Source organism: Pantoea sp. B9002, from assembly GCF_013385945.1.
Classification (GTDB): Bacteria; Pseudomonadota; Gammaproteobacteria; order Enterobacterales; family Enterobacteriaceae; genus Pantoea.
Genome location: NZ_JACAPA010000009.1, coordinates 253,993 through 273,950, shown reverse-complemented (window position 1 = coordinate 273,950; position 19,958 = coordinate 253,993). Strand labels below are relative to the sequence as shown.

19 protein-coding genes are annotated in these 19,958 nt (G+C 59.8%); 15 read left to right on the top strand and 4 right to left on the bottom strand.

The genetic code is table 11. The annotated features are described in order from the left end of the window. Positions 1-175: 175 nt before the first annotated feature. Genes HX773_RS07000 through HX773_RS06985 form a run of 4 tightly spaced genes read left to right on the top strand, consistent with a single transcriptional unit; the run spans position 176 to position 3,913 of the window. On the top strand, positions 176-1,084 hold the full coding sequence (locus tag HX773_RS07000) for an ABC transporter substrate-binding protein (RefSeq protein WP_176970969.1): 909 nt from the start codon (positions 176-178) through the stop codon (positions 1,082-1,084). A gap of 3 nt (positions 1,085-1,087) precedes the next feature. Continuing rightward, entirely contained in the window at positions 1,088-2,254 is a 1,167-nt protein-coding gene (locus tag HX773_RS06995) for an ABC transporter permease (protein WP_176970968.1), read from the top strand. Further along, on the top strand, positions 2,247-3,182 hold the full coding sequence (locus HX773_RS06990) for an ABC transporter ATP-binding protein (RefSeq protein ID WP_176970967.1): 936 nt from the start codon (positions 2,247-2,249) through the stop codon (positions 3,180-3,182). The genes HX773_RS06995 and HX773_RS06990 overlap by 8 nt, the downstream gene beginning before the upstream one ends. Further along, positions 3,182-3,913 carry an ABC transporter permease gene (locus HX773_RS06985; protein ID WP_176970966.1) on the top strand — a complete coding sequence of 244 codons (732 nt, stop codon included), beginning with the start codon at positions 3,182-3,184 and terminating at the stop codon, positions 3,911-3,913. The genes HX773_RS06990 and HX773_RS06985 overlap by 1 nt, the downstream gene beginning before the upstream one ends. 170 nt (positions 3,914-4,083) lie before the next feature. On the opposite strand, the gene HX773_RS06980 is transcribed toward HX773_RS06985, so the two are convergent. Then, positions 4,084-4,818: a MerR family transcriptional regulator gene (locus HX773_RS06980; protein ID WP_176970965.1), complete on the bottom strand. Its 735-nt coding sequence runs from the start codon at positions 4,816-4,818 to the stop codon at positions 4,084-4,086. Between the two features lie 151 nt (positions 4,819-4,969). On the opposite strand from HX773_RS06980, the gene HX773_RS06975 reads away from it, so the two are divergent. Together HX773_RS06975 and HX773_RS06970 are read left to right on the top strand one after the other, a co-directional pair. After that, positions 4,970-5,533, top strand: coding sequence for a helix-turn-helix domain-containing protein (locus tag HX773_RS06975; RefSeq protein ID WP_176971013.1), 564 nt, complete (start codon positions 4,970-4,972; stop codon positions 5,531-5,533). Next, on the top strand, positions 5,530-6,054 hold the full coding sequence (locus tag HX773_RS06970; RefSeq protein WP_176970964.1) for a GNAT family N-acetyltransferase: 525 nt from the start codon (positions 5,530-5,532) through the stop codon (positions 6,052-6,054). Before HX773_RS06975 ends, HX773_RS06970 begins: the two co-directional genes overlap by 4 nt. A 212-nt stretch (positions 6,055-6,266) precedes the next feature. Here the strand turns inward: HX773_RS06970 and HX773_RS06965 are convergent, their stop codons facing one another. Then, a complete protein-coding gene (locus HX773_RS06965) occupies positions 6,267-7,238 on the bottom strand; it encodes a LysR family transcriptional regulator (RefSeq protein WP_176970963.1) in 972 nt (323 codons plus the stop codon). Positions 7,239-7,395: 157 nt separating this feature from the next. Between HX773_RS06965 and argH the strand changes: the two genes are divergently transcribed. The 7 genes from argH to HX773_RS06930 are packed head-to-tail and all read left to right on the top strand — an operon-like array spanning position 7,396 to position 14,411. Continuing rightward, positions 7,396-8,823 (top strand): argininosuccinate lyase, encoded by a 1,428-nt coding sequence (gene argH, locus HX773_RS06960; protein WP_176970962.1) that lies wholly within the window; start codon positions 7,396-7,398, stop codon positions 8,821-8,823. Positions 8,824-8,833: 10 nt separating this feature from the next. Continuing rightward, positions 8,834-9,712, top strand: a complete 879-nt coding sequence (locus HX773_RS06955; RefSeq protein ID WP_176970961.1) for an amino acid ABC transporter permease — start codon at positions 8,834-8,836, stop codon at positions 9,710-9,712. 13 nt (positions 9,713-9,725) lie between these two features. Next, positions 9,726-10,490, top strand: a complete 765-nt coding sequence (locus HX773_RS06950) for an amino acid ABC transporter ATP-binding protein (protein WP_176970960.1) — start codon at positions 9,726-9,728, stop codon at positions 10,488-10,490. A gap of 17 nt (positions 10,491-10,507) precedes the next feature. Continuing rightward, positions 10,508-11,329, top strand: a complete 822-nt coding sequence (locus HX773_RS06945) for an ABC transporter substrate-binding protein (protein WP_176970959.1) — start codon at positions 10,508-10,510, stop codon at positions 11,327-11,329. A gap of 11 nt (positions 11,330-11,340) precedes the next feature. Next, entirely contained in the window at positions 11,341-12,186 is an 846-nt protein-coding gene (locus tag HX773_RS06940) for a polysaccharide deacetylase (protein WP_176970958.1), read from the top strand. Further along, positions 12,179-13,066, top strand: coding sequence for a polysaccharide deacetylase (locus tag HX773_RS06935; protein WP_176970957.1), 888 nt, complete (start codon positions 12,179-12,181; stop codon positions 13,064-13,066). The genes HX773_RS06940 and HX773_RS06935 overlap by 8 nt, the downstream gene beginning before the upstream one ends. Then, positions 13,050-14,411 carry an MmgE/PrpD family protein gene (locus HX773_RS06930; protein ID WP_176970956.1) on the top strand — a complete coding sequence of 454 codons (1,362 nt, stop codon included), beginning with the start codon at positions 13,050-13,052 and terminating at the stop codon, positions 14,409-14,411. The genes HX773_RS06935 and HX773_RS06930 overlap by 17 nt, the downstream gene beginning before the upstream one ends. Positions 14,412-14,660: 249 nt before the next feature. Here HX773_RS06930 and HX773_RS06925 read toward each other — a convergent pair whose 3' ends face one another. Further along, positions 14,661-15,746: an iron-containing alcohol dehydrogenase family protein gene (locus tag HX773_RS06925; protein WP_176970955.1), complete on the bottom strand. Its 1,086-nt coding sequence runs from the start codon at positions 15,744-15,746 to the stop codon at positions 14,661-14,663. Further along, positions 15,746-16,702: an agmatinase gene (gene speB, locus HX773_RS06920; protein ID WP_218168162.1), complete on the bottom strand. Its 957-nt coding sequence runs from the start codon at positions 16,700-16,702 to the stop codon at positions 15,746-15,748. Before speB ends, HX773_RS06925 begins: the two co-directional genes overlap by 1 nt. A 124-nt stretch (positions 16,703-16,826) precedes the next feature. Between speB and HX773_RS06915 the strand changes: the two genes are divergently transcribed. Both HX773_RS06915 and dinG read left to right on the top strand, forming a co-directional pair. After that, the gene (locus tag HX773_RS06915; RefSeq protein ID WP_176970953.1) at positions 16,827-17,723 is read left to right on the top strand and encodes a LysR family transcriptional regulator; all 897 of its coding nucleotides are present in this window, start codon (positions 16,827-16,829) and stop codon (positions 17,721-17,723) included. Positions 17,724-17,777: 54 nt separating this feature from the next. After that, positions 17,778-19,922, top strand: a complete 2,145-nt coding sequence (gene dinG, locus HX773_RS06910) for an ATP-dependent DNA helicase DinG (protein WP_176970952.1) — start codon at positions 17,778-17,780, stop codon at positions 19,920-19,922. The last annotated feature ends 36 nt before the right edge of the window (positions 19,923-19,958 follow it).

The following is a 19,958-nucleotide window of genomic DNA, read 5'->3' as shown; positions in this document are numbered from 1 at the left end:
TAAGCCGCCATCCCAGCATCGAAAATTCCAATTGGTTATATGTGCTTCGTTTTGGTTATAACCGATACGATATTGATAGCAAAAAAAGCACGAAGTAAGCCGCTTGACCGGGCCCATCCCGATTCGCCAGGCTACGCTTGATAGTCACACAATGAAAACAAATGAGGGAAGCGAGATGATAAAGCAGGGTTTATTGGGAATGATTGCATTGGCAATGAGCGTGGGTGCAGCGCAGGCGGCGGATCCGGTGAAAGTCGGTTCCAAAATTGATACCGAAGGCTCGCTGCTCGGCAACATCATCCTGCAAGTGCTGGACAAACATGGGATAAAAACCGTCAACAAAATCCAGCTCGGTACCACGCAAGTGGTGCGCGGCGCGATCACCGCCGGCGAGCTGGATATCTACCCGGAATACACCGGCAACGGTGCGTTCTTCTTCAACGATGAGAAAGACACGGCGTGGAAAAACGCCCAGCAGGGCTACGAGAAGGTGAAAAAACTCGACGCCGAGAAAAATCATCTGGTGTGGCTGACGCCCGCGCCAGCCAACAACACCTGGACGATTGCGGTGCGCGGCGACGTGGCGCAGAAGAACAACCTCAACACGCTGGACGATCTCAGCGCCTACCTGAAAAAAGGCGGCACCTTCAAACTGGCGGCCTCGGCGGAATTTATCGAACGCAGCGATGCGTTACCGGCATTTGAAAAAGCTTACAACTTCAAGTTGGAGCAGGCGCAGCTGCTGTCGCTGGCCGGTGGCGACACCGCAGTGACCATCAAAGCGGCGGCGCAACAAACCTCTGGCGTGAATGCGGCGATGGCGTACGGCACCGACGGTCCGGTGGCGGCGCTGGGCCTGCAAACGCTGAGCGATCCGAAAGGCGTGCAGCCGATTTATGCGCCTGCGCCGGTGATCCGCGAAAGCGTGCTCAAGCAATATCCAGACATCGGCAACTGGCTGCAGCCGGTCTTCAGCAAGCTGGATGAGAAAACCCTGCAGCAGCTGAATGCGCAGATCGCGGTGGATGGTCAGGATGCCAGCCAGGTCGCGAAACAGTGGTTACAGACCAATAAGTTGCTGTAAGCAGTGTCGTCGTTGTTATTCAGACCGCGCCAGCAGCCGGTGCTGCTGGTGTTAATCGCGCTTATCACGCTGGCGCTGTTTGCCTTGCCGCTGCTGAGCTTTGCTGCCAATCGGCTGGTCTCTGGCCAGCCGCTGACGTTCTGGCAGGTGACGAACAGCGCACTGTTATTGATCCCGCTGCTGTGGCTGTGGCAAACATTATGGTGGCCCACGCGGCGCATCACGGCGATAACGGTGCTGCTGGCGGCGGAAGGGCTGCTGGCGTTACTCATCTGGCTGGCCGGACAACAGGCCACGCAGCTGGCAAACAGCGGTAGCCCGCTGGCGCGCACCGCGTTTGGCAGCGGCTTGTGGTGTGCGGCGGCGCTGGCGCTGCTGCTGGCGGCGGAAGCGGTGCGGCAAATCACGCGCAATACGCCGTGGCGCATCGTACTTAACCTGCAAATCTGGCTGCTGCCGCTGGCGCTGTTACTCAGCGGTCATCTCGATCGTCTCTCGCTTTTAAAAGAGTACGCCAACCGCACGGCGGTGTTTGATGCGGCCTTCACGCAGCATTTGTGGCTGCTGGGCGGCACGCTGCTGCCAACGGTGCTGATCGGTTTGCCGCTCGGGCTGGCGATTGCGCGGCGTCCGCGCTGGCAAAACGCCGCATTCAGCGTGCTCAACCTGATTCAAACCGTGCCGTCGGTGGCGCTGTTCGGCTTGCTGATTGCGCCGCTGGCGGGATTGGTGGCGCATTTCCCGGTTCTGGCCCGTTGGGGCATCAGCGGCATTGGCATCGCACCGGCCTTGATCGCGTTGGTGCTCTACGCGCTGCTGCCGCTGGTGCGCAGCGTGGTGGCCGGTTTGCAGCAGGTGCCGCAGGAAGTGCGTGAAACCGCACGCGGCATGGGCATGAGTGCGTGGCAACAGTTCTGGCACGCCGAGCTGCCGCTGGCGCTGCCGGTGTGGCTCTCCGGGCTGCGCGTGGTGGTGGTGCAAACCGTGGGCCTGGCGGTGGTCGCGGCGCTGATTGGGGCAGGCGGATTCGGCGCCATTGTTTTTCAGGGATTGCTGAGCAGCGCGCTGGATCTGGTGCTGCTGGGCGTGATTCCGGTGGTGGCGCTGGCGGTGATTTTTGATGCACTGCTGCGTTTACTGTCGGCACTGCTGGAGAGACGTCATGATTGAATTTCACCAGGTGAGCAAAGTGTTCGCCGGCAAAGAGGCGATACGTAACCTGTCGCTGAAGATTGAGAAGGGCAGTTTTACCGTGTTGATTGGCACCTCCGGTTCCGGCAAATCGACCACGCTGAAGATGATCAACCGGCTGGTAGAGCACGACAGCGGCGAAATCCGCTTCGCCGGAGAAGCCATCGAAAGCATGGATGCGCGCGCGTTGCGCCGCCGCATCGGCTACGCCATTCAGTCGATTGGCCTGTTCCCGCACTGGAACGTGGCGAAGAACATCGGCACCGTGCCGTCACTGCTCGGCTGGCCGCAGACGAAGATCAACCAACGCGTCGAGGAGCTGCTGGCGCTGCTCAATCTCGATAGCCATCTGGCGACGCGCATGCCGCATCAGCTATCGGGCGGACAGCAGCAGCGCGTCGGTGTGGCGCGTGCGCTGGCGGCCGATCCTGAACTGCTGCTGATGGATGAACCCTTTGGCGCGCTCGATCCGGTCAACCGTCTGGCGCTGCAACACGAGATGTTGCGCATTCAGAAAATGTCCGGTCGCACCGTGGTGCTGGTGACGCACGACATCGACGAAGCGCTGACGCTGGCCGATCAGCTGGTGCTGATGGACGGCGGCGAAATCGTGCAGCAGGGCAGGCCAATCGATCTGCTGACGCAGCCGGTGAATGACTTTGCCCGCGAGTTCTTTGGTCGTAGCGAGCTGGGCGTGCGTTTGCTGGCTCTGGGACGCGCGGGCAGCGCGGCGCGACGCGGTGAATGGCTTGACGCCGAACCGATTGCCGAATCGCTGACGCTGCGTGAAGCGCTGTCGCAATTTATTGCGCGCCGCACCGACAAATTGCCGGTGATCGATCAGCATCAGCAGCCGCTTGGCGTGCTGCACTTCAGCGATCTGCTGCGCCAGCGGGAGGCGAGCTGATGCGGCTGTTACGCGATCCGCTCTACTGGCTGCTGGCGGCCTTTCTGCTGCTGCTGTGGGGCTTGCCGCACAGCGGTCCGCTGTTTGCCCACTGGTTTCCACAGCTGGAGCGCCCGCTCTATCAGCAGGAGAGTTTCTGGCGGCTGGCGCTGGCGCATCTGGCGTTAGTGGTCAGCGGCAGCCTGCTGGCGTTGCTGGTCGGCGTTGGCTGTGCAGTGTTTGCTACGCGCCACGCCGGGCGCGCCTTTCGTCCGCTGCTGGAAACCGTGGCGGCCGCCGGGCAAACCTTTCCGCCGGTTGCGGTGTTAGCGATTGCGGTGCCGGTAATGGGGTTTGGTGCGACGCCCGCGGTGATGGCGCTGTTTCTCTACGGCTTGCTGCCGATTTTGCAGGGCACGCTGGCGGGGTTAGATAGCGTACCGGCCAGCAATCGCGAAATCGCGATCGGCCTCGGCATGGGGCCGTGGCGACGTTTGTGGCAGATTGAGCTGGCGCTGGCGGCACCGGTGATCATGGCGGGCGTGCGTACGTCAGTGATGATCAACATCGGCACGGCAACCATCGCCTCCACGGTGGGCGCGGAGAGTCTGGGATCGCCGGTGATTATCGGTCTAAGCGGCTTTAACACCGCCTATGTGATTCAGGGCGCGCTGCTGGTGGCGCTGCTGGCGTTGATTTGTGATCGCCTGTTAGAGCGCGTGCAGCGCAAACTTAGTTGGTATGCACAATGAGGCTGTAGCCGACCAGCATCATGCCGCCCATGCCGCCAAGCGCCATGATGGCAAACAGGGAACCGATAAGGAGTTTATTCCAGTTCATGAGGAGACCTGAGAAAAGAAATTTAGGGCGGCATGATAACGCGCACACCACGCCAGGCAAAGGCCGTGTGTGCGATTTTTACTTATGCGGGATCGTGCAGGTGAATGGCAAAACCTTGCGCCTGCCAGTGTTCAAACTGCTCGACCTGACGACGCGTCGGCTTTTTGCCGGTCCAGATAAACAGATTTTGTCCGGGGAATAACTCTGGGCGCGGCATGTCCAGCGGCTCCGCCAACACATCCATGCGCCAGCCTTGCTGCGACAATCGCCAGGCTTCCAGCCAGATGCGGGTACGATCTTCCACCGCCCAGCCAATCATCAGCGCATCTTTACCGGCTTTTTTACGCGCACCGGCGAGACAAAACGCCACATAATCAATCAGCGCGCCATCAAGCAGGCTGCACATGGTGCGCGCGGTGTTTTGATCTAACCCGAGACGCTGACGAACCGGCACGAACACGTGATCGATCAGCGCATCCACCGGATGTTCCCGGCCAATATTGGCAATTTTGACGCGCAATTTCGCCGGGCGAACGTGACGCAGCACGCTCATCAACTCTTCCTGCAGCGCCGACCAACCGTCATGCACATTGATGGTGGCGCCTTCCAGCAACGCTTTCACTTTGCCGACGGGCACGCCGCTCTCTATCCAGCGTTTTATCTCTTCGATACGCTGAACATCTTCATCATCAAACTGCCGATGACCACCTTCGGTGCGCTGGGGTTTTAACAGACCGTAACGTCGCTGCCAGGCGCGAAGCGTTACCGGGTTGATTCCACAGCGTTCGGCCACATCCCCGATACTGTATAAGGCCATAAAGTCCTCAAAAATTCTGACCTGCATAACAACACCTTAACCCCCAAGACTGGGTTGTACAACGATTTTTTAGTTGTACAACTTGACCGATTTGCTTATTTAAGGTCATATCTCATATGTGAGATTTATTTCCCATAATTGAGAGGTGATGATGTCTGCTTCGGATACCGACGATCGACTGGCGGCAAGACTGGCCGAATTACGCGTACAACGCGGTTGGTCATTAGATGAATTGGCGATGGCGACCGGCATTAGTCGGGCGTCATTGTCGCGCATTGAACGCGCCGAAACGAGCCCCACAGCCGCTTTGCTTAACCGCCTTTGTGTGGCCTACGGCTTGACCATGTCGCGCCTGCTCAGCGAGGTGGAAGAGGAGGCCGCGCTGCTGCTGAAGGCGGAGCAACAGCCGGTGTGGCGCGACGACGCCAGCGGTTTCCAGCGCCGCAACGTATCACCGCCCGCCAGCCACTTTAAAGCGGAAGTGGTAGAAGGCGTGCTGCGTCCCGGCGCGCGCATTGATTACGACGCGCCGCCGATTCAGGGACTGGAGCAGCACATCTGGCTGCAATCGGGCGAGCTGACCATCAGCATGGACGATCAGCACTGGACGCTGCAGGCGGGCGACTGTCTGCGCTTCCACCTCACCGGCAAATCCGCGTTTGCTGCTCATGCCGAAGGCGGCGCGCGCTACATTTTGGTGGTATGCAAACCATGATTGACATCGAACCTCTCAGCGCCACCCAGGCGCAGCCGCTGCTGGCGGCATTGTGTGATGTGCTGCAGGGCTGCGTCGCCGACGGTGCCAGCGTCGGCTTTATTGATGCGGACGATCGCGCGGCCATTGAGCGCTTCTGGCAGGACAAAATTTACAGCCTGGCGAGCGGTGACAATCAGCTGCTGGTGGCTTATCAGCAGGGCGTGATTGTGGCGACGGTGATGGTGGGATTCAGCGCGATGCCGAACGGTCGCCATCGGGCGGAGATCAGCAAGCTGCTGGTACATCCGCGCGCCAGACGTCAGGGCATTGCGCGCCGCCTGATGCAGCAGGCTGAACAGCTGGCGGCACAGCAGGGCAAAACCTTGCTGGTGCTGGACACGCGCAGCGGCGACGTAGCGACGGATCTCTATTTGTCGATGGATTGGCAGATTGCCGGCTCGATACCGCTGTATGCCGAGTCAACAGAAGGTGTGCTGGATGCGACCACGGTGATGTTTAAGGTGTTGAGGGGATTGTGATTGTGCCTGTGCCTGCTGTCCCCCTCCTCGGTCCTCCCCCATAAATGGGGGAGGAAGATGCTGCAATATGTCAGTGATGAAGCTGCATGTGGCAGCATCTCCTTCCCCCGCTTGCGGGGGAAGGCCGGGATGGGGGACCGCGAGCACAGACCGTGGGGGACAGCGAGCACAGCCCAAGGGGACAGCGAGCACAATCCCCAAAACGCACCAAATCAGTGCGCCGCCTCCACCTCTGCCACGCCCAGCGCCTGCATAAACAGCCGGATAATCGGGTTTATTTTGCGGCCCTTCTTCATCATCAAACAAAACGGATTTTCACGGCGAATCGAATCATCGCCCAACTCACACAGCTGACCCCGCGCAATAAACGCGGCGGCGTAATGATCCGGTAAATAACCAATAAAATGGCCGGTTAAAATCAGCATGGCGACAGATTCAACCTGAACCGCCTGCGCACCGCTGTCCTGCAACGGAATGATGCGACGATCGTCGCGCGGCGTCACATATAAATGATTAATGATTTTCTGCTCACGTAATATGTCCAGTGTTATATTTTTATCACGCGAGCCGGAATATAAAGGATGTGACATGGAGCAATATAATTTTGAATATTCCTTATAAAGCGGGAAGTAATCAAAATCACTTTTCATTTCATAAACCGGTGCAATACCACAATGAAAACGGCCTTCACTGATGCCGCGCTCAATATCATCTAATTGCGCGGTTTGCAGTCGAATTTGTACCTTTGGCGCTTTCTGGTGCAGCTGTTGCACTGCTGCGGTGACCGGAGATTGCGGGTCGGAAATGGTGTTATCCACCACGCAAATGGCTATGTCGCCCAGCAGTTCGTTGCGGCTATTGTGCAGCCGCTCGCGAAACAGATTCAGCGAGACGAACAGCTCCAGCGTGGCCTGATAGACGTTGATGCCGTACTGCGTCAGCTCAAAACCTTCACGTCCACGGCTGCATAACGTCATGCCGAGACGAATTTCCAAATCGGAAACCTGTTTACTGATCGCCGCCAGACCAATATTCAATTCGTGGCTGGCTGCGGTTAATCCGCCGGCTTCTACCACGCATTTAAATACCCGCAGTAATTTTAAATCGATATTACTCAGTGCCAGAACCGCATTATCGCTGCGATTATTTGCATTGTTTCCGGACTGGGAAACTTTACTTTCCATTTTTGCTATTCATCTCCGGAATAATTGCGGTGAAAGTACAGTGAACCTGAAATAGGCCCTGTTTACCAGTGTGGCCATAAAATAAGTTTTTATTATCTCAACTGGCTCATCCATATCTTTTTTATATCGCTGATGATTATCTGTAAGGGGAAATAGCATGTCTGATAATGCCGAACTGTTATGGGGCGCGCGTTTTAAAGCGGCACCGGCGGCGAGTTTAACCGCGCTGTCTCGTAGCCCGGATTATTACTTTGCATTAGCACCTTACGATCTGGCGGGCTGCCGGGCGCATGCCCGTGAACTGGCGCGCGGCGATCTGCTGAGCGCCGAAGAGCTCAGCACCATGCTGGCGGCCATTGACGCGTTAGACGCCGATTATCGCGCCGGTCAGCTGCATCCGATTGCCGCCGACGAAGATGTGCACACCTTTATCGAACGCGCGCTGACCGAGCGTTTAGGTGCGCTGGGCGGCAAGCTGCGCGCCGGGCGTTCGCGTAACGATCAAACCGTTAACGACCTGCGTCTTTACCTGCGCGACAACGGCCGCAAGGTGGTCAGCGCGTTGCTGGCCCTGCAGCAGGCGTTGGTCGAGCAGGCAGCGCAGCACACCGAGAGCGTTGCGCCCGGTTTTACGCATCTGCAGCAGGCGCAGCCGATTGTGTTCGGTCATCAGCTGCTGGCTCACGCGCAATCCTTTGCCCGCGATATTGAACGTATGCAGGATTGGGATCGCCGCAGCGCACGCTGTCCGCTCGGTGCTGCGGCAATGGCCGGTTCCGCCATTGCGCGCCAGCCGGAGCAAGCCGCAGCCGATCTCGCCTATCTCGCGCCGTGCGAAAACTCCATTGATGCCGTTGCCAGCCGCGATTACGCCGCTGAATTCCTGTTTGTCACCAGCATGATCGGCATCAACCTGTCGCGCCTGTGCGAAGAGGTGTGCATGTGGGCATCGCGCCAGTTCCGCTGGGTCGAGCTGCACGACAGCTACGCCACCGGCAGTTCCATCATGCCGCAGAAGAAAAACCCGGACATCGCCGAACTGACGCGCGGTCGCTCCGGTCGTTTGGTCGGTAACCTGATGGCGCTGCTCACCACCATGAAAGCGATGCCGCTCTCCTACAACCGCGATCTCAGCGACGACAAACGCAACGTGATTGATGCGGTGGATACGCTGCTGCTGGTGCTGCCGGCGATGGCGGGCATGATGGCGACGCTGAAATTCAACACCGACGTGATGCGCGAGCAGGCGCCGGATGGCTTCACGCTGGCGACCGAAGTGGCCGACTGGCTGGCGATGCGCGGCGTGCCGTTCCGCGAGGCGCATGAGATCACCGGCCAGCTGGTGCAGCTGTGCGAGCGCGAAAACTGCGGTCTGTCGGATCTCAGCGATGCGCAGCTGCAGGCGGTGGATGCCCGCTTAACGCCGGAGGTGCGCAGCGCGCTGACGCTGGAAGCCGCGCTGGCGGCCCGCAGCGGCTACGGCGGCACCGCACCGGCACGCGTGCGTGAGCAGCTGGCACGCCTGCAAACCCTGATGCAGGACCAGCAGCGCTGGACTGAAGATTACGCTGGCCCACGCGCCTGAGGAGAGCTCTATGTCGCAATCAACGCCGATTGAGCCGAGTTTGAACAACAGCCGCGAGCAGACGCATTACGATCTCGATCGCTATCAAGTGGTGCCGCGCCGTTATTACGGCCGCATCACCGCGTCGGCGGTGATTCTGGTGCTGCTGGCGCTGCTGGTAAACGCCTTTGCGCACGGCAATATCGAATGGTCGTTTGTCGGCCAGTTCTTTACCGCGCAGGCGATTCTCAACGGCGTGGTCAACACGCTGATCATGTCGGTGCTGGCGATGGGGCTTGGCGTACTGTTTGGCGTCATCACCGCCATCATGTACATGTCGCCCAATCCGGTGCTGCACTACATCGCCGTGGGCTACGCGTGGATTTTTCGCGGCACGCCGCTGATTCTGCAGCTGCTGCTGTGGTTCAACCTCGCGCTGGTGTTTCCCACCATCAGCATTCCCGGCGTGTTCAGCGTGCAGACCGTCACCATCATGACGCCGTTCCTCGCCGCGCTGCTCGGTTTGAGCATCAATCAGGGCGCGTACACCTCGGAAGTGGTGCGCGCGGGCTTGCTGTCGGTGGATACCGGGCAATACGAAGCGGCGAAAGCCATCGGCATGCCGCGTCTGCAGGCGCTGCATCGCATCATTCTGCCGCAGGCGATGCGCGTGATTCTGCCGCCGGTCGGCAACGAATTTATCAGCATGATCAAAACCACCAGCCTCGCCAGCATGATTCAGTACTCCGAACTGCTCTACAACACGCAAACCATTTACTTCGCCAACGCGCGCGTCATGGAATTGCTGTTCGTGGCGGGTATTTGGTACCTGATTGTGGTCACGGTGTTGTCGTTTGGACAGAGCCGGCTGGAACGTTATTTCTCACGCGGCCATCGTCAGCGTCAGTAATCAGGAGCCCAACATGAGAAACATCGTGCGCGCCGTCAAGGTGAACAAATATTTCGACCAGTTCCACGCCCTGAAGGATGTCAGCATCGAAGTGAACTACGGCGAGGTGATGTGCATCCTCGGTCCGTCCGGTTCCGGCAAAAGCACCTTTTTGCGCTGCATTAACCAGCTGGAGAAGGTCGATAAAGGCGGGATTTGGGTCGACAACGAGCTGGCGGGCTATCGCATCGCCGGTAACAAACTGCATGCGCTGAGCGACAAACAGATTGCGCGTCAGCGCCTGCAAACCGGCATGGTGTTCCAGCGCTTTAACCTGTTCCCACACAAAACCGCGCTGGAGAACATCATCGAAGGGCCGTGTCGCGTGCTGCTGCGTCCAAGGCGCGAAGCCAGCGAAGAGGCGATGGCGCTGCTCGATCGCGTTGGTCTGGCGCACAAAGCGCACGACTATCCGCAGTCGCTCTCCGGCGGCCAGCAGCAGCGCGTGGCGATTGCCCGCGCGCTGGCAATGAAACCCAAACTGATGCTGTTCGACGAACCCACCTCGGCGCTGGATCCAGAGATGGTGGGCGAAGTGCTGGCGGTGATGCGTCAGCTGGCAAAAGAGGGCACCACCATGCTGGTGGTCACCCACGAAATGGGCTTCGCCCGTGAGGTGGCCAATCAGGTGGTGTTTATGGACGAGGGACGCATTATCGAGCAGGGCGCGCCGGAAGACATTCTGCTGAACCCGCAAAATCCACGGATGAAAAACTTTATTAACGCGATTCTTCTTTAAACATTACCGGGGTGAATATGAAAAAGCTGTTATTGAGTGCCATCAGTGCCGCGCTGCTGCTGCAATCCTCTGCCTGGGCAGATATCGCCGTACCAGCGGCGATCAAAGAGAAAGGGCTGACGGTGGCGATCATGCCGAACTATCCGCCAATGGATTTTAAAGATCCGGCCACCAACCAGCTGACCGGCGTGGATTACGATCTCGGCCAGGCGATTGGCGAGAAATTGGGCGTGAAGATCAACTGGCAGGAGATCGCCTTTGAGCAGATGGTCAATGCGGTGGTGACCAAGCGCGTCGATCTGGTGATGTCCGGCATGACGGACACCAAAGAGCGTCAGCAAGTGGTCAACTTCATCGACTACTTCAAAACCGGCCCGCAGTTCTACACCCAATCCGCGCGCAGCGATATCAACAGCGCGATGGATCTGTGCGGCAAGAAAGTCGGCACCAGCCGTCGCACCACCTTCCCACTGGAGATTGCCAACTGGTCAAAAGCGCACTGTGAAGCGGCCGGTAAGCCCGCGATCATTGTGGTTGGCGCCGAAGGCACCGCCGATGCGCGCACCCAGCTGCGTCAGAACCGTCTGGATGGCGTAGTGCAGGGCAGTGAAACGCTGCCGTACATCATGGATCTGGAAAAGGGCAAATATAAGGCGCTCGATAAAGCCTTCTCCTTCCAATACACCGGCATGGCGATTGGTAAAGATGCAGGCGAGCTGACCACGGCGATTCAGGCGGCTATCGATGCGATGATTGCCGATGGCACTTACCAGAAGATCCTCGGCAAATGGGGTCTGGCAGACAACGGCGTGGCGAAGGCTACCGTCAACCAGGGCTAAGGAGCGCGCAGATGCAACAACCGGGCGCAGTGCGCTGGCCGCAGGGTAAACGCGGCTGTATGGCGCTGGCGTTTGACCTTGACGGTCCCACCGGCGATGCCATGCTGAATGGCAGCCTGTGGTCAACGCCAGAGTATTTTACCTTTGGGGCTTACGGGCCGTACCGCGCGCTCGGGCGTCTGCTTGACCTGCTGCGCGCCTTCCATATCCCCGCCACCTTCTTTGTGCCGGCGTGGGTGGTGGAGCAGTGGCCGCAGCAGTGTCAGGCGATTATCGAACAGGGCCACGAAGTGGCCTATCACGGCTATCGTCACGAATCCTTCTGGGCGATTTCACCGGATGAACAGCGCGCGGTAATGGCGAAATCCGCTGAAATCTTTCACCAACATCTGGGCATCACCGCCTGCGGTTTTCGTACGCCGTCGGGCGACTGGCATGCCGAAACGCCGCAGATTCTGCGCGACGCGGGCGTGATCTACTCCAGCAGCATGCGCGGCGACGATCGCCCCTACAGCATTCCGGTGGCGGGCCATACGCCGCTGGTGGAGATCCCCGGCAAGTGGGAGATGGATGATTACGCCTCGCTGGCCTACACGCGCCAGCCCGATTTCCCCAAAGGCGGCGACCGCATCGCCAGCTATGCGCACACGCGTGATAACTGGCAGCGCGAGTTCGATGGCGCGATGGATGAAGGCTTATGCCTCACCACGCTGTTCCACCCGAAAATCTCCGGCCAGCCGGGACGCTTGCTGCTGCTCGAACAGCTGTTTGCACATATGACGGCGCGCGATGACGTATGGTTTGCGCGCTGCGACGCGGTGGCGCAATGGTATTTGCAGGAGCAACAGCATGACTGAACCTTCACGCTGGCCGCTGGGCTTCCAGTCGGCGGCGATCCTCACCATCGACTTCAACGATATTCACGGCATTCTCACTCAGGCTCCGGCAGTGGCGGGGCGCGATAAAACGCTGTCGGTGTGGCGCTACGGCACGCTGCGCGGCGTCGATCGCTTGCTGGCGCTGCTGGCGGAAAAGCAGCTCAAAGCCAGCTGGTGTATGCCCGCGATTGTCGCCGAACAGCAGCCGGAACTGGTGCAGCGCATCGTAGCTGATGGCCATGAAATCGCCTGCAGCGGCGATACCCATGAAGACTTCTCGCTGCTGACGCTGGAGCAGCAGATCGCCAGCGTGACGCGCGGCTGCGACAAACTGGCGCACATCACCGGCCGCGAAATTATCGGCTTCCGCACGCCCGCCGGGCAGTGGAAACCGGGACTGGCGCAGGCGCTGATCGCCCGCGGTATTCGCTGGTCATCAAGCTGGCGCGGCGACGATTTGCCGTACTTCCATCCCGGCACGCGTCTGGTGGAACTGCCGATGCACTACACGCTGGAAGATGAGCCGTACTTCGCCTTCAACCTCAGCCCGGCTATTCCGCCGGGACAATCGCGCATCGCACCTTATGGCGAAACCCTGGCTAACCTGACGCAGGATTTCCACGGCTTCCACCGCTTTGGTCTGTGCTATTTGCTGCGCCTGCATCCGGAAATCATCGGCACCGCCGGACGCATCGGCCTGCTGCGGGCGCTGCTCGACACGCTGCAACAGCACAACGTGTGGATCGCCACCGCTGAGCAGGTGGCGGCGCACTGGCAGACGCAGCCGGATAACGATTTCTCCCATCCGGCGGAGGTGTTTACCCGCATCATCGGAGGTGCGCATGGCGAGCACGCTTGATCAACTGGCGGCCTTTATCGCCGGGACGCGTTTTGCACAATTGCCTGAACCGCTGGTGGAGCAGGCGAAACGCCATCTGCTCGATACGCTCGGTGCTTCACTGGCGGGCTGCGACAGCCCGATCTGGCGTGAATGCCTGGCGCTGGTGCAGGCAGAAGGTGGACGTGAACAGGCGCAGATCTGGGGCAGCGCGCAGCAGGCCAATCCGCGTCAGGCGGCGTGGCTAAACGGCGTGGCGGCGCACATGTATGAACTCGACGATACCGGCGGCTGCGATCACTCCGGCGCGGTGGTGATCCCGGCGCTGCTGGCGGCCTTGCCGCTGGCGACGCAGCCGGTGGACGGACAAGCGCTGCTGGTGGCGATGGTGATCGGCTATGACGTTGGCCGCCGCGTGTTAGAAGCCTGCGGCGGTTACTCGGCGCACAACGGCGCAGGCTGGCACTCTACCGCCAGCTGCGGCGTGTTTGGTGCGGCAGCGGCGGTGTGTTCGCTGCTGCAACTGGATCGCGCGCAGTGTGCGTCTGCGCTGGGCATTGCCGCCAGCTTTAGCGGCGGTTTGTGGGGCTTTATTCACGACGGATCGCACACCAAAAAACTGCATGCCGCGCGCGCTGCAGAGGGCGGCGTGCAGGCCGCGCTGCTGGCACAACGCGGTATCAGCGGCCCGTCGGCGGTGTTTGAACCACGCTGGGGCGGCTTCCTGCAAACCTTAGCGGCGGAAACCCAGCAGCCGCAGGCTTTGACGGCGGATCTCGGCGAGGTGTGGAAACTGGCGCGCTGCTCGATCAAACCTTACGCTTCGTGCCGTGGCACCCATGCGGCGATTGATGCGCTGGGGATCATGCTGCAACAGCATGATGTGCGGGTAGAGCAGATCGCACGCATCGTGGTGGGCGTTAATCCGTTCCTGCTGGAGATGTGCGGCGGACGCGAGTTACACAGCCTGGCGGCGGCGCAGATGAGCCTGCCGTATGCGCTGGCGGCGCGCGCGCTGTACGGCTCGGCGGAGCTGGCCAGTTATGACGACGCCAGGCGCCTGCATCCCGATGTGGAAGCTTTGCTGGCGCGTATTGAGCTGGTGATCGATGAGCAGCAAAGCCGCGACGACGAACCGTGGGTGCGGCTGGAAACCGAGCAGGGCGCGCAGTGGCAGCAGCATGTGCGGGTGCCGTCCGGTGCGCCAACCAATCCGCTCACGCTGGATGCCCTGCTGGCGAAGTACCGCAGTTTGGCCGCGCGCGTATTGCCGCTGGAGCAGGTCGAACGGCTCGAGGCGGTGTGTCTGGAGCTGGATGAAGTGGCGGATGTGCGGGAAGTGGTGGGGTTGTTGGGGCGGGGGTAATGTTATTGTGCTGACTGTTCCCCCTCGCTCGGTGCTCGCTGTCCCCCTCCTCGGTAGGTGCACGCTGCCCCCCTCCTCGGTCCTCCCCCATAAATGGGGGAGGAAGATGCTGCTATATGTGAGTTGGGAGCTGCATGTGGCAGCGTCTCCTTCCCCCATTTATGGGGGAAGGCCGGGATGGGGGACAGCGTGCACATTCAAACCACAGCGAGCACATTCAAACCACAGCGAGCACATTCAAACTATAAACTAAGCCCTGCCCGCCAACCCTTCAATCCGCGCCATCGCTGCCAGCAACCGCGTTTCGGTCACTGCTTCGGCCATGTTCTCCATATCGGGCGCATGCACCGATTCGCGTACAATCAGCGCCAGCTCACTCTCATCCAGCTCGGCAATCTCACTCAGCGTCAGCGGCACGCCGCAATCGCGTGCCAGGCGCATCTCATCCAGTACTTCCTCATCCGCGCGGTTCTCCAGCGCCAGCAAACAGAGATTGCCGAAGCCGACCAGCAAGCCGTGCCCGAACTCGCGGGTTTTATCGCAAAAGGTAAAGCCTTCATAAATCGCGTGCGAAGCCGCCGCGTGTGCGCCGTTGCTCATCAGCGAGGTTAATCCCGCCCAGGTGAAAATCGCATCCAGCACCTGATCGAGCGACGCGCTGCTCTCGCCGCGCAGCACCGCGGCATAGGCCGCCGGGCCGTGTTCGGCAATTACGTCATAGCAGATCTGGCTGTGCGCCAGTGACGAGAGCGCATTGCCTTCGCGTGCCGGATGGCGTGCGCTGACCGCGCGGAACTCGTACCACTTCGCCAGCGTATCGCCCAGCCCGGCGGCCAGCCAGCGGGCGGGCGCTTTAGCCAGCAGCTCGCTGTCGATAATCACCGCCGCCGGTGCCTGCGGCAGCGGGAAGATGTCGAAGAAATTGCCGTTATCGTCATAGCGAATACTCAGCGGCGTCACCGCGGAACAGGTGGCGGCGATGGTCGGCAGCGTTATCACTGGCACGCCGAGCTGTGCGCCTACCGCTTTCACCGTATCCAGCGATTTACCGCCGCCAACGCCAATCAGCACCTCGGCGTGCAGCTCGCTGGCCATCGCCGCCAGACGATTGATCTGATTGATTGAGGTTTCACCGCCAAACCACTCCTGCGCCAGCAGCGTGACGTTGGCCGCCAGCAGCTGCGCGCGAACCTGTGCTTCTACCGCCTGCAACGCCTGATGGCCGCCAATCAGCAGCGCACGCTGGCCCAGTCCGGCGCAGATCGCGCCTAATTGATTGATCACGCCCGCACCGCGCAGCACGCGCGCCGGGAAAACCAGATTCTGTTGTGTCATCACTTGTTCTCTGTGTAACGGACGCCAGGCAACACGCACAGCATCTCATAAAGGATATTGGCCGCCAGCTGTGAGGTCATGCCGCTGATGTCGTACGGCGGCGAGACTTCCACCAGATCGCCGCCCACCAGATTGAGTCCACGGCAGCCGCGCACGATCTCCAGCCCTTGCATCGAGGTTAAACCGCCCACTTCCGGCGTGCCGGTGCCGGGTGCCCACGCGGGATCGAAGCTGTCGATGTCGTAAGAGAGATACACCAGGCCGTCGCCGATACGTGCGCGCACCTCGGCCATCAGCGGCGTCATGGATCGATACCAGCACTGCTCGGCGGGCACCAGATGGAAGCCCTGATCGACGCCCCACTGAAAATCATCGGCGGCATAGCCTTGCGCACGTTGCCCGATCTGCACCACGCGCTGGCAGTCGAGCAGGCCTTCTTCCACCGCGCGGCGGAACGTGGTGCCATGCGCGATTTTCTCGCCAAACATCTCGTCGTTGGTATCGGTGTGCGCATCAATGTGAATCAGCCCCATCGGCCCATGCTTCTTCGCCAGCGCGCGTAAAATTGGCAGCGTCAGCGTGTGATCGCCGCCCAGCGTTAACGGGATAATCGGCCAGTTATTCAGCTCGGTATAATAGTTTTCAATGATATCGACCGATTTCAGCAGGCTGTAAGTGTTGATCGGCACATCACCGAGATCGCCAACGCGTAGCGAATCAAAGGGCGCGGCGCCGGTGGCCATGTTGTATGGACGGATCATCACTGAATCGGCGCGGATGGCGCGCGGGCCATAGCGCGTGCCGCTGCGCTGCGAGGTGCCGATATCCAGCGGAATGCCGACGAACGCCACATCCAAATCGGCCGGTGTCTCAGCGGCGGGCAAACGCATCATGGTGCCGCGTCCGGCGAAACGGGGCATCTCGTTGCCGCCTTGCGGCTGGGGGAAATCGGTCATCACGCACTCCTTCAGTCAGGTGAAACCCATCATTACCCAGCCCGCAAGCCGGAAAAATCCTTGACAGCCGATAATCACTTCAGAGATTACTTAACTTTAGTCAGCAATCACTGAAGGAAAATCGGTGCAGACGCTTCCCAATCTTAAACTGCTGCAGGTGTTCGCCAGCGTGGTGGAAAATCAGGGCTATTCGCGCGCGCAGCAGGCGCTGAACATGACCACGCCGGCCATCAGCGCCTACATGAGCGAGCTGGAGAGCCAGCTTGGTTTTATCCTTTGTCAGCGCGGGCGCGGCGGCTTTACTCTGACCAGCAAAGGCGAGCAGTTTTATCGCTACAGTCAGGAGATGCTGGCGACGCTGGCGGATTGGCAGGAGCAGGTAGAAACGCTGAAAAGCGCGCAGGGCGGCACTTTCTCGCTTGGCGTGGTGGACGCCACCGTCACCGACAGCACGCTGGATCTGCCTGCCGCCATTGCCCGCTTTAACCAGCGCTTTCCGGCGGTGTTCTTTAATCTGAGCGTGCGCGATCCCAATGAGTTGCAGCAGCAGTTGCTGGAAGATCGGCTCGATTTGGCGATTGGTCACTTTCCGCTGCGCGCCAGCAATCTGGTGACCATTCCGCTGTATGAAGAGCAGCATTGGCTCTATTGCAGCCCGGAACATCCGCTGGCTGAAGGCCATCCGGATGTGCGCACCGTGCAGCAAACCGGCATGGTGACGCGGCGTTACTGGAATCAGCAGGAGCTCAACAAGCGCGGCTTCCGCCAGAGTAATGCGTCGGTGGAGAGCATCGAAGCGCAGCTGACGCTGATTCTTTCCGGCCGCTTCATCGGCTATTTACCCGAACACTACGCGCGCAGCTGGGAACAGCAGGGCGCGCTATGCCGCCTGCTGCCGCACCATTTCCACTTCCGCGCGCCTTTCGCTTTTGCGTTCCGTCGTGGGCGCGCGCGGGAAACCTTGATCCGTGCGATGCGGGAAATTCTGAATCCAGCGCGAAAAAATAGCAGCGAAAGCTGACGCTGCGCCAATACTGTGTAAAAATACAGGCCAATTCAGCAAACAGTAACGAAAATGGCCCTGACAGCAGCGATAAAAAGCCAGATTGCGCAATGGTATAAGGCGCTGCAGCAGCAGGTTCCTGACTTTATCCCGCGCGCGCCGCAGCGCCAGATGATTGCCGAAGTGGCGAAAAGTCTGGCCGGTGACGAAGGTCGCCATCTGGCGATTGAAGCGCCCACTGGCGTCGGCAAAACCCTCTCTTATTTGATTCCCGGCATTGCGGTGAGCCGCGCCGAGGAGAAGCGGCTGGTGATCAGCACCGCCAATGTGGCGTTGCAGGATCAGATCTTCACCAAGGATCTGCCGCTGCTGAAGAAAATTATCCCCGATCTCACCTTTACCGCCGCCTTTGGCCGTGGCCGCTATGTTTGTCCGCGCAACCTTGCGGCGCTGGCGGCGACCGAAGATCAGCAGGGCGATTTGCTGCTCTATCTCGATGAAGAGGCGGTGACCGGCTCGAAAGAGGAGCAGAAATTCTGCGCCAAACTGGAGAAGCAGCTCAGCAGCTACCGCTGGGATGGCTTGCGCGATCACACCGATGTCAACATTGAGGACAGCTTGTGGCAACGCCTCTCCACCGACAAAGCCAACTGCCTTGGCCATCACTGTCGCTGGTATCGCGAATGCCCGTTCTTTGTCGCGCGTCGTGAGATTGAGCAGGCGGATGTGGTGGTCGCCAACCATGCGCTGGTGATGGCGGCGATGGAGAATGAATCGGTGCTGCCACCGGCAAAAAACCTGATGCTGGTGCTGGACGAAGGCCATCATCTGCCTGAGGTGGCGCGCGATGCGCTGGAGATGAGCGCGGAGATCACGCCCGGCTGGAGCAGTTTGCAGCTCGATCTGTTTGTGCGGCTGGTGGAAACCATCATGGCGCAGTTCCGCCCAAAATCGCCGCCGCCGCTCTCCAATCCGGATCGCCTGAAAGGCCACTGTGACGAAATGCGTGAGCTGCTGCAGATCCTGTGCGATGCCCTCAACCCGCTGCTGCCGGGCCATAATCAGCCGGGTGAGTTCCGCTTTGTGCTGGGCGAATTGCCGGAAGAGCTGCTGAGCCTGTGCGCGCGGCTGTTCAAATTGAGTGACGCGCTGCGCGGTTTAAGCGAAGGCCTGCTCAACGAGTTGGGCGAGCAAACCGGGAAAGCTGACATCATGCGGCTGCATAAAGCCATCATTCAGCTCAATCGCCACTTCGGCTGGTTCGAGTCGATCAGCAAACTGTGGCGCCTGGCGGCGATGGAGAAAGCCTCCAATGCGCCGGTGTCGAAGTGGATTACGCGTGAGATCCGTGAAGGCCAGGCGCATCTGCTGTTCCATTGCGCGGGCATTCGCGTAAGCGATCAGCTGGAAAAAATCCTGTGGCGCAAAATCCCGCACGTGGTAGTGACCTCGGCCACGTTGCGATCGCTTAACAGCTTCAACCGTTTGCAGGAAATGTCCGGCCTGAGCGAGAAAGCCGGCGACCGCTTTGTGGCGCTGGATTCGCCGTTTAACCATATCGACCAGGGCAAACTGGTGATTCCGCAGATGCAGTTTGAGCCGCAGATGGCGCAGGAAGCGGAGCATATCGCCGAGATGGCGCGCTTCTTCCGCCAGCAGATCGTCGAAGAGAAGCACAAAGGTGTGCTGGTGCTGTTCGCCAGCGGCCGCGCCATGCAGCAGTTTGTGGCACACATTCCGGATCTGCGCCTGTCGATGCTGGTGCAGGGCGATCAGCCGCGTTCGCGCCTGGTGGCGCTGCATCGGGAACGCGTCGAAGCCGGTAAAATCAGTATTCTGGTTGGGCTGCAATCGTTCGCCGAAGGGCTGGATTTGAAAGGCGATCTGCTGTCGCAGGTGCATATCCATAAAATCGCTTTTCCGCCGGTGGACAGTCCGGTAATTTTGACCGAGGGCGAATGGCTTAAGAGCCTGAAACGCTATCCGTTCGAGGTGCAGAGCTTGCCGAGCGCCTCCTTTACCTTGATTCAACAGGTCGGACGTTTGATTCGCAGCCACAGCTGCTTTGGCGAAATCGTGATTTACGATCGCCGCCTGCTCAACAAAGCTTATGGCAGCCGACTGCTGGCCGCGTTACCGGTGTTCCCGATTGAGCAACCGCCGATGCCGGAAGCCAGCAGTGACAAGACGAAAAAACGTCGCAGTAAGAAAATCTAACGATCAATTTTTGGCAGCCGCACGGCGGCGCGCCCT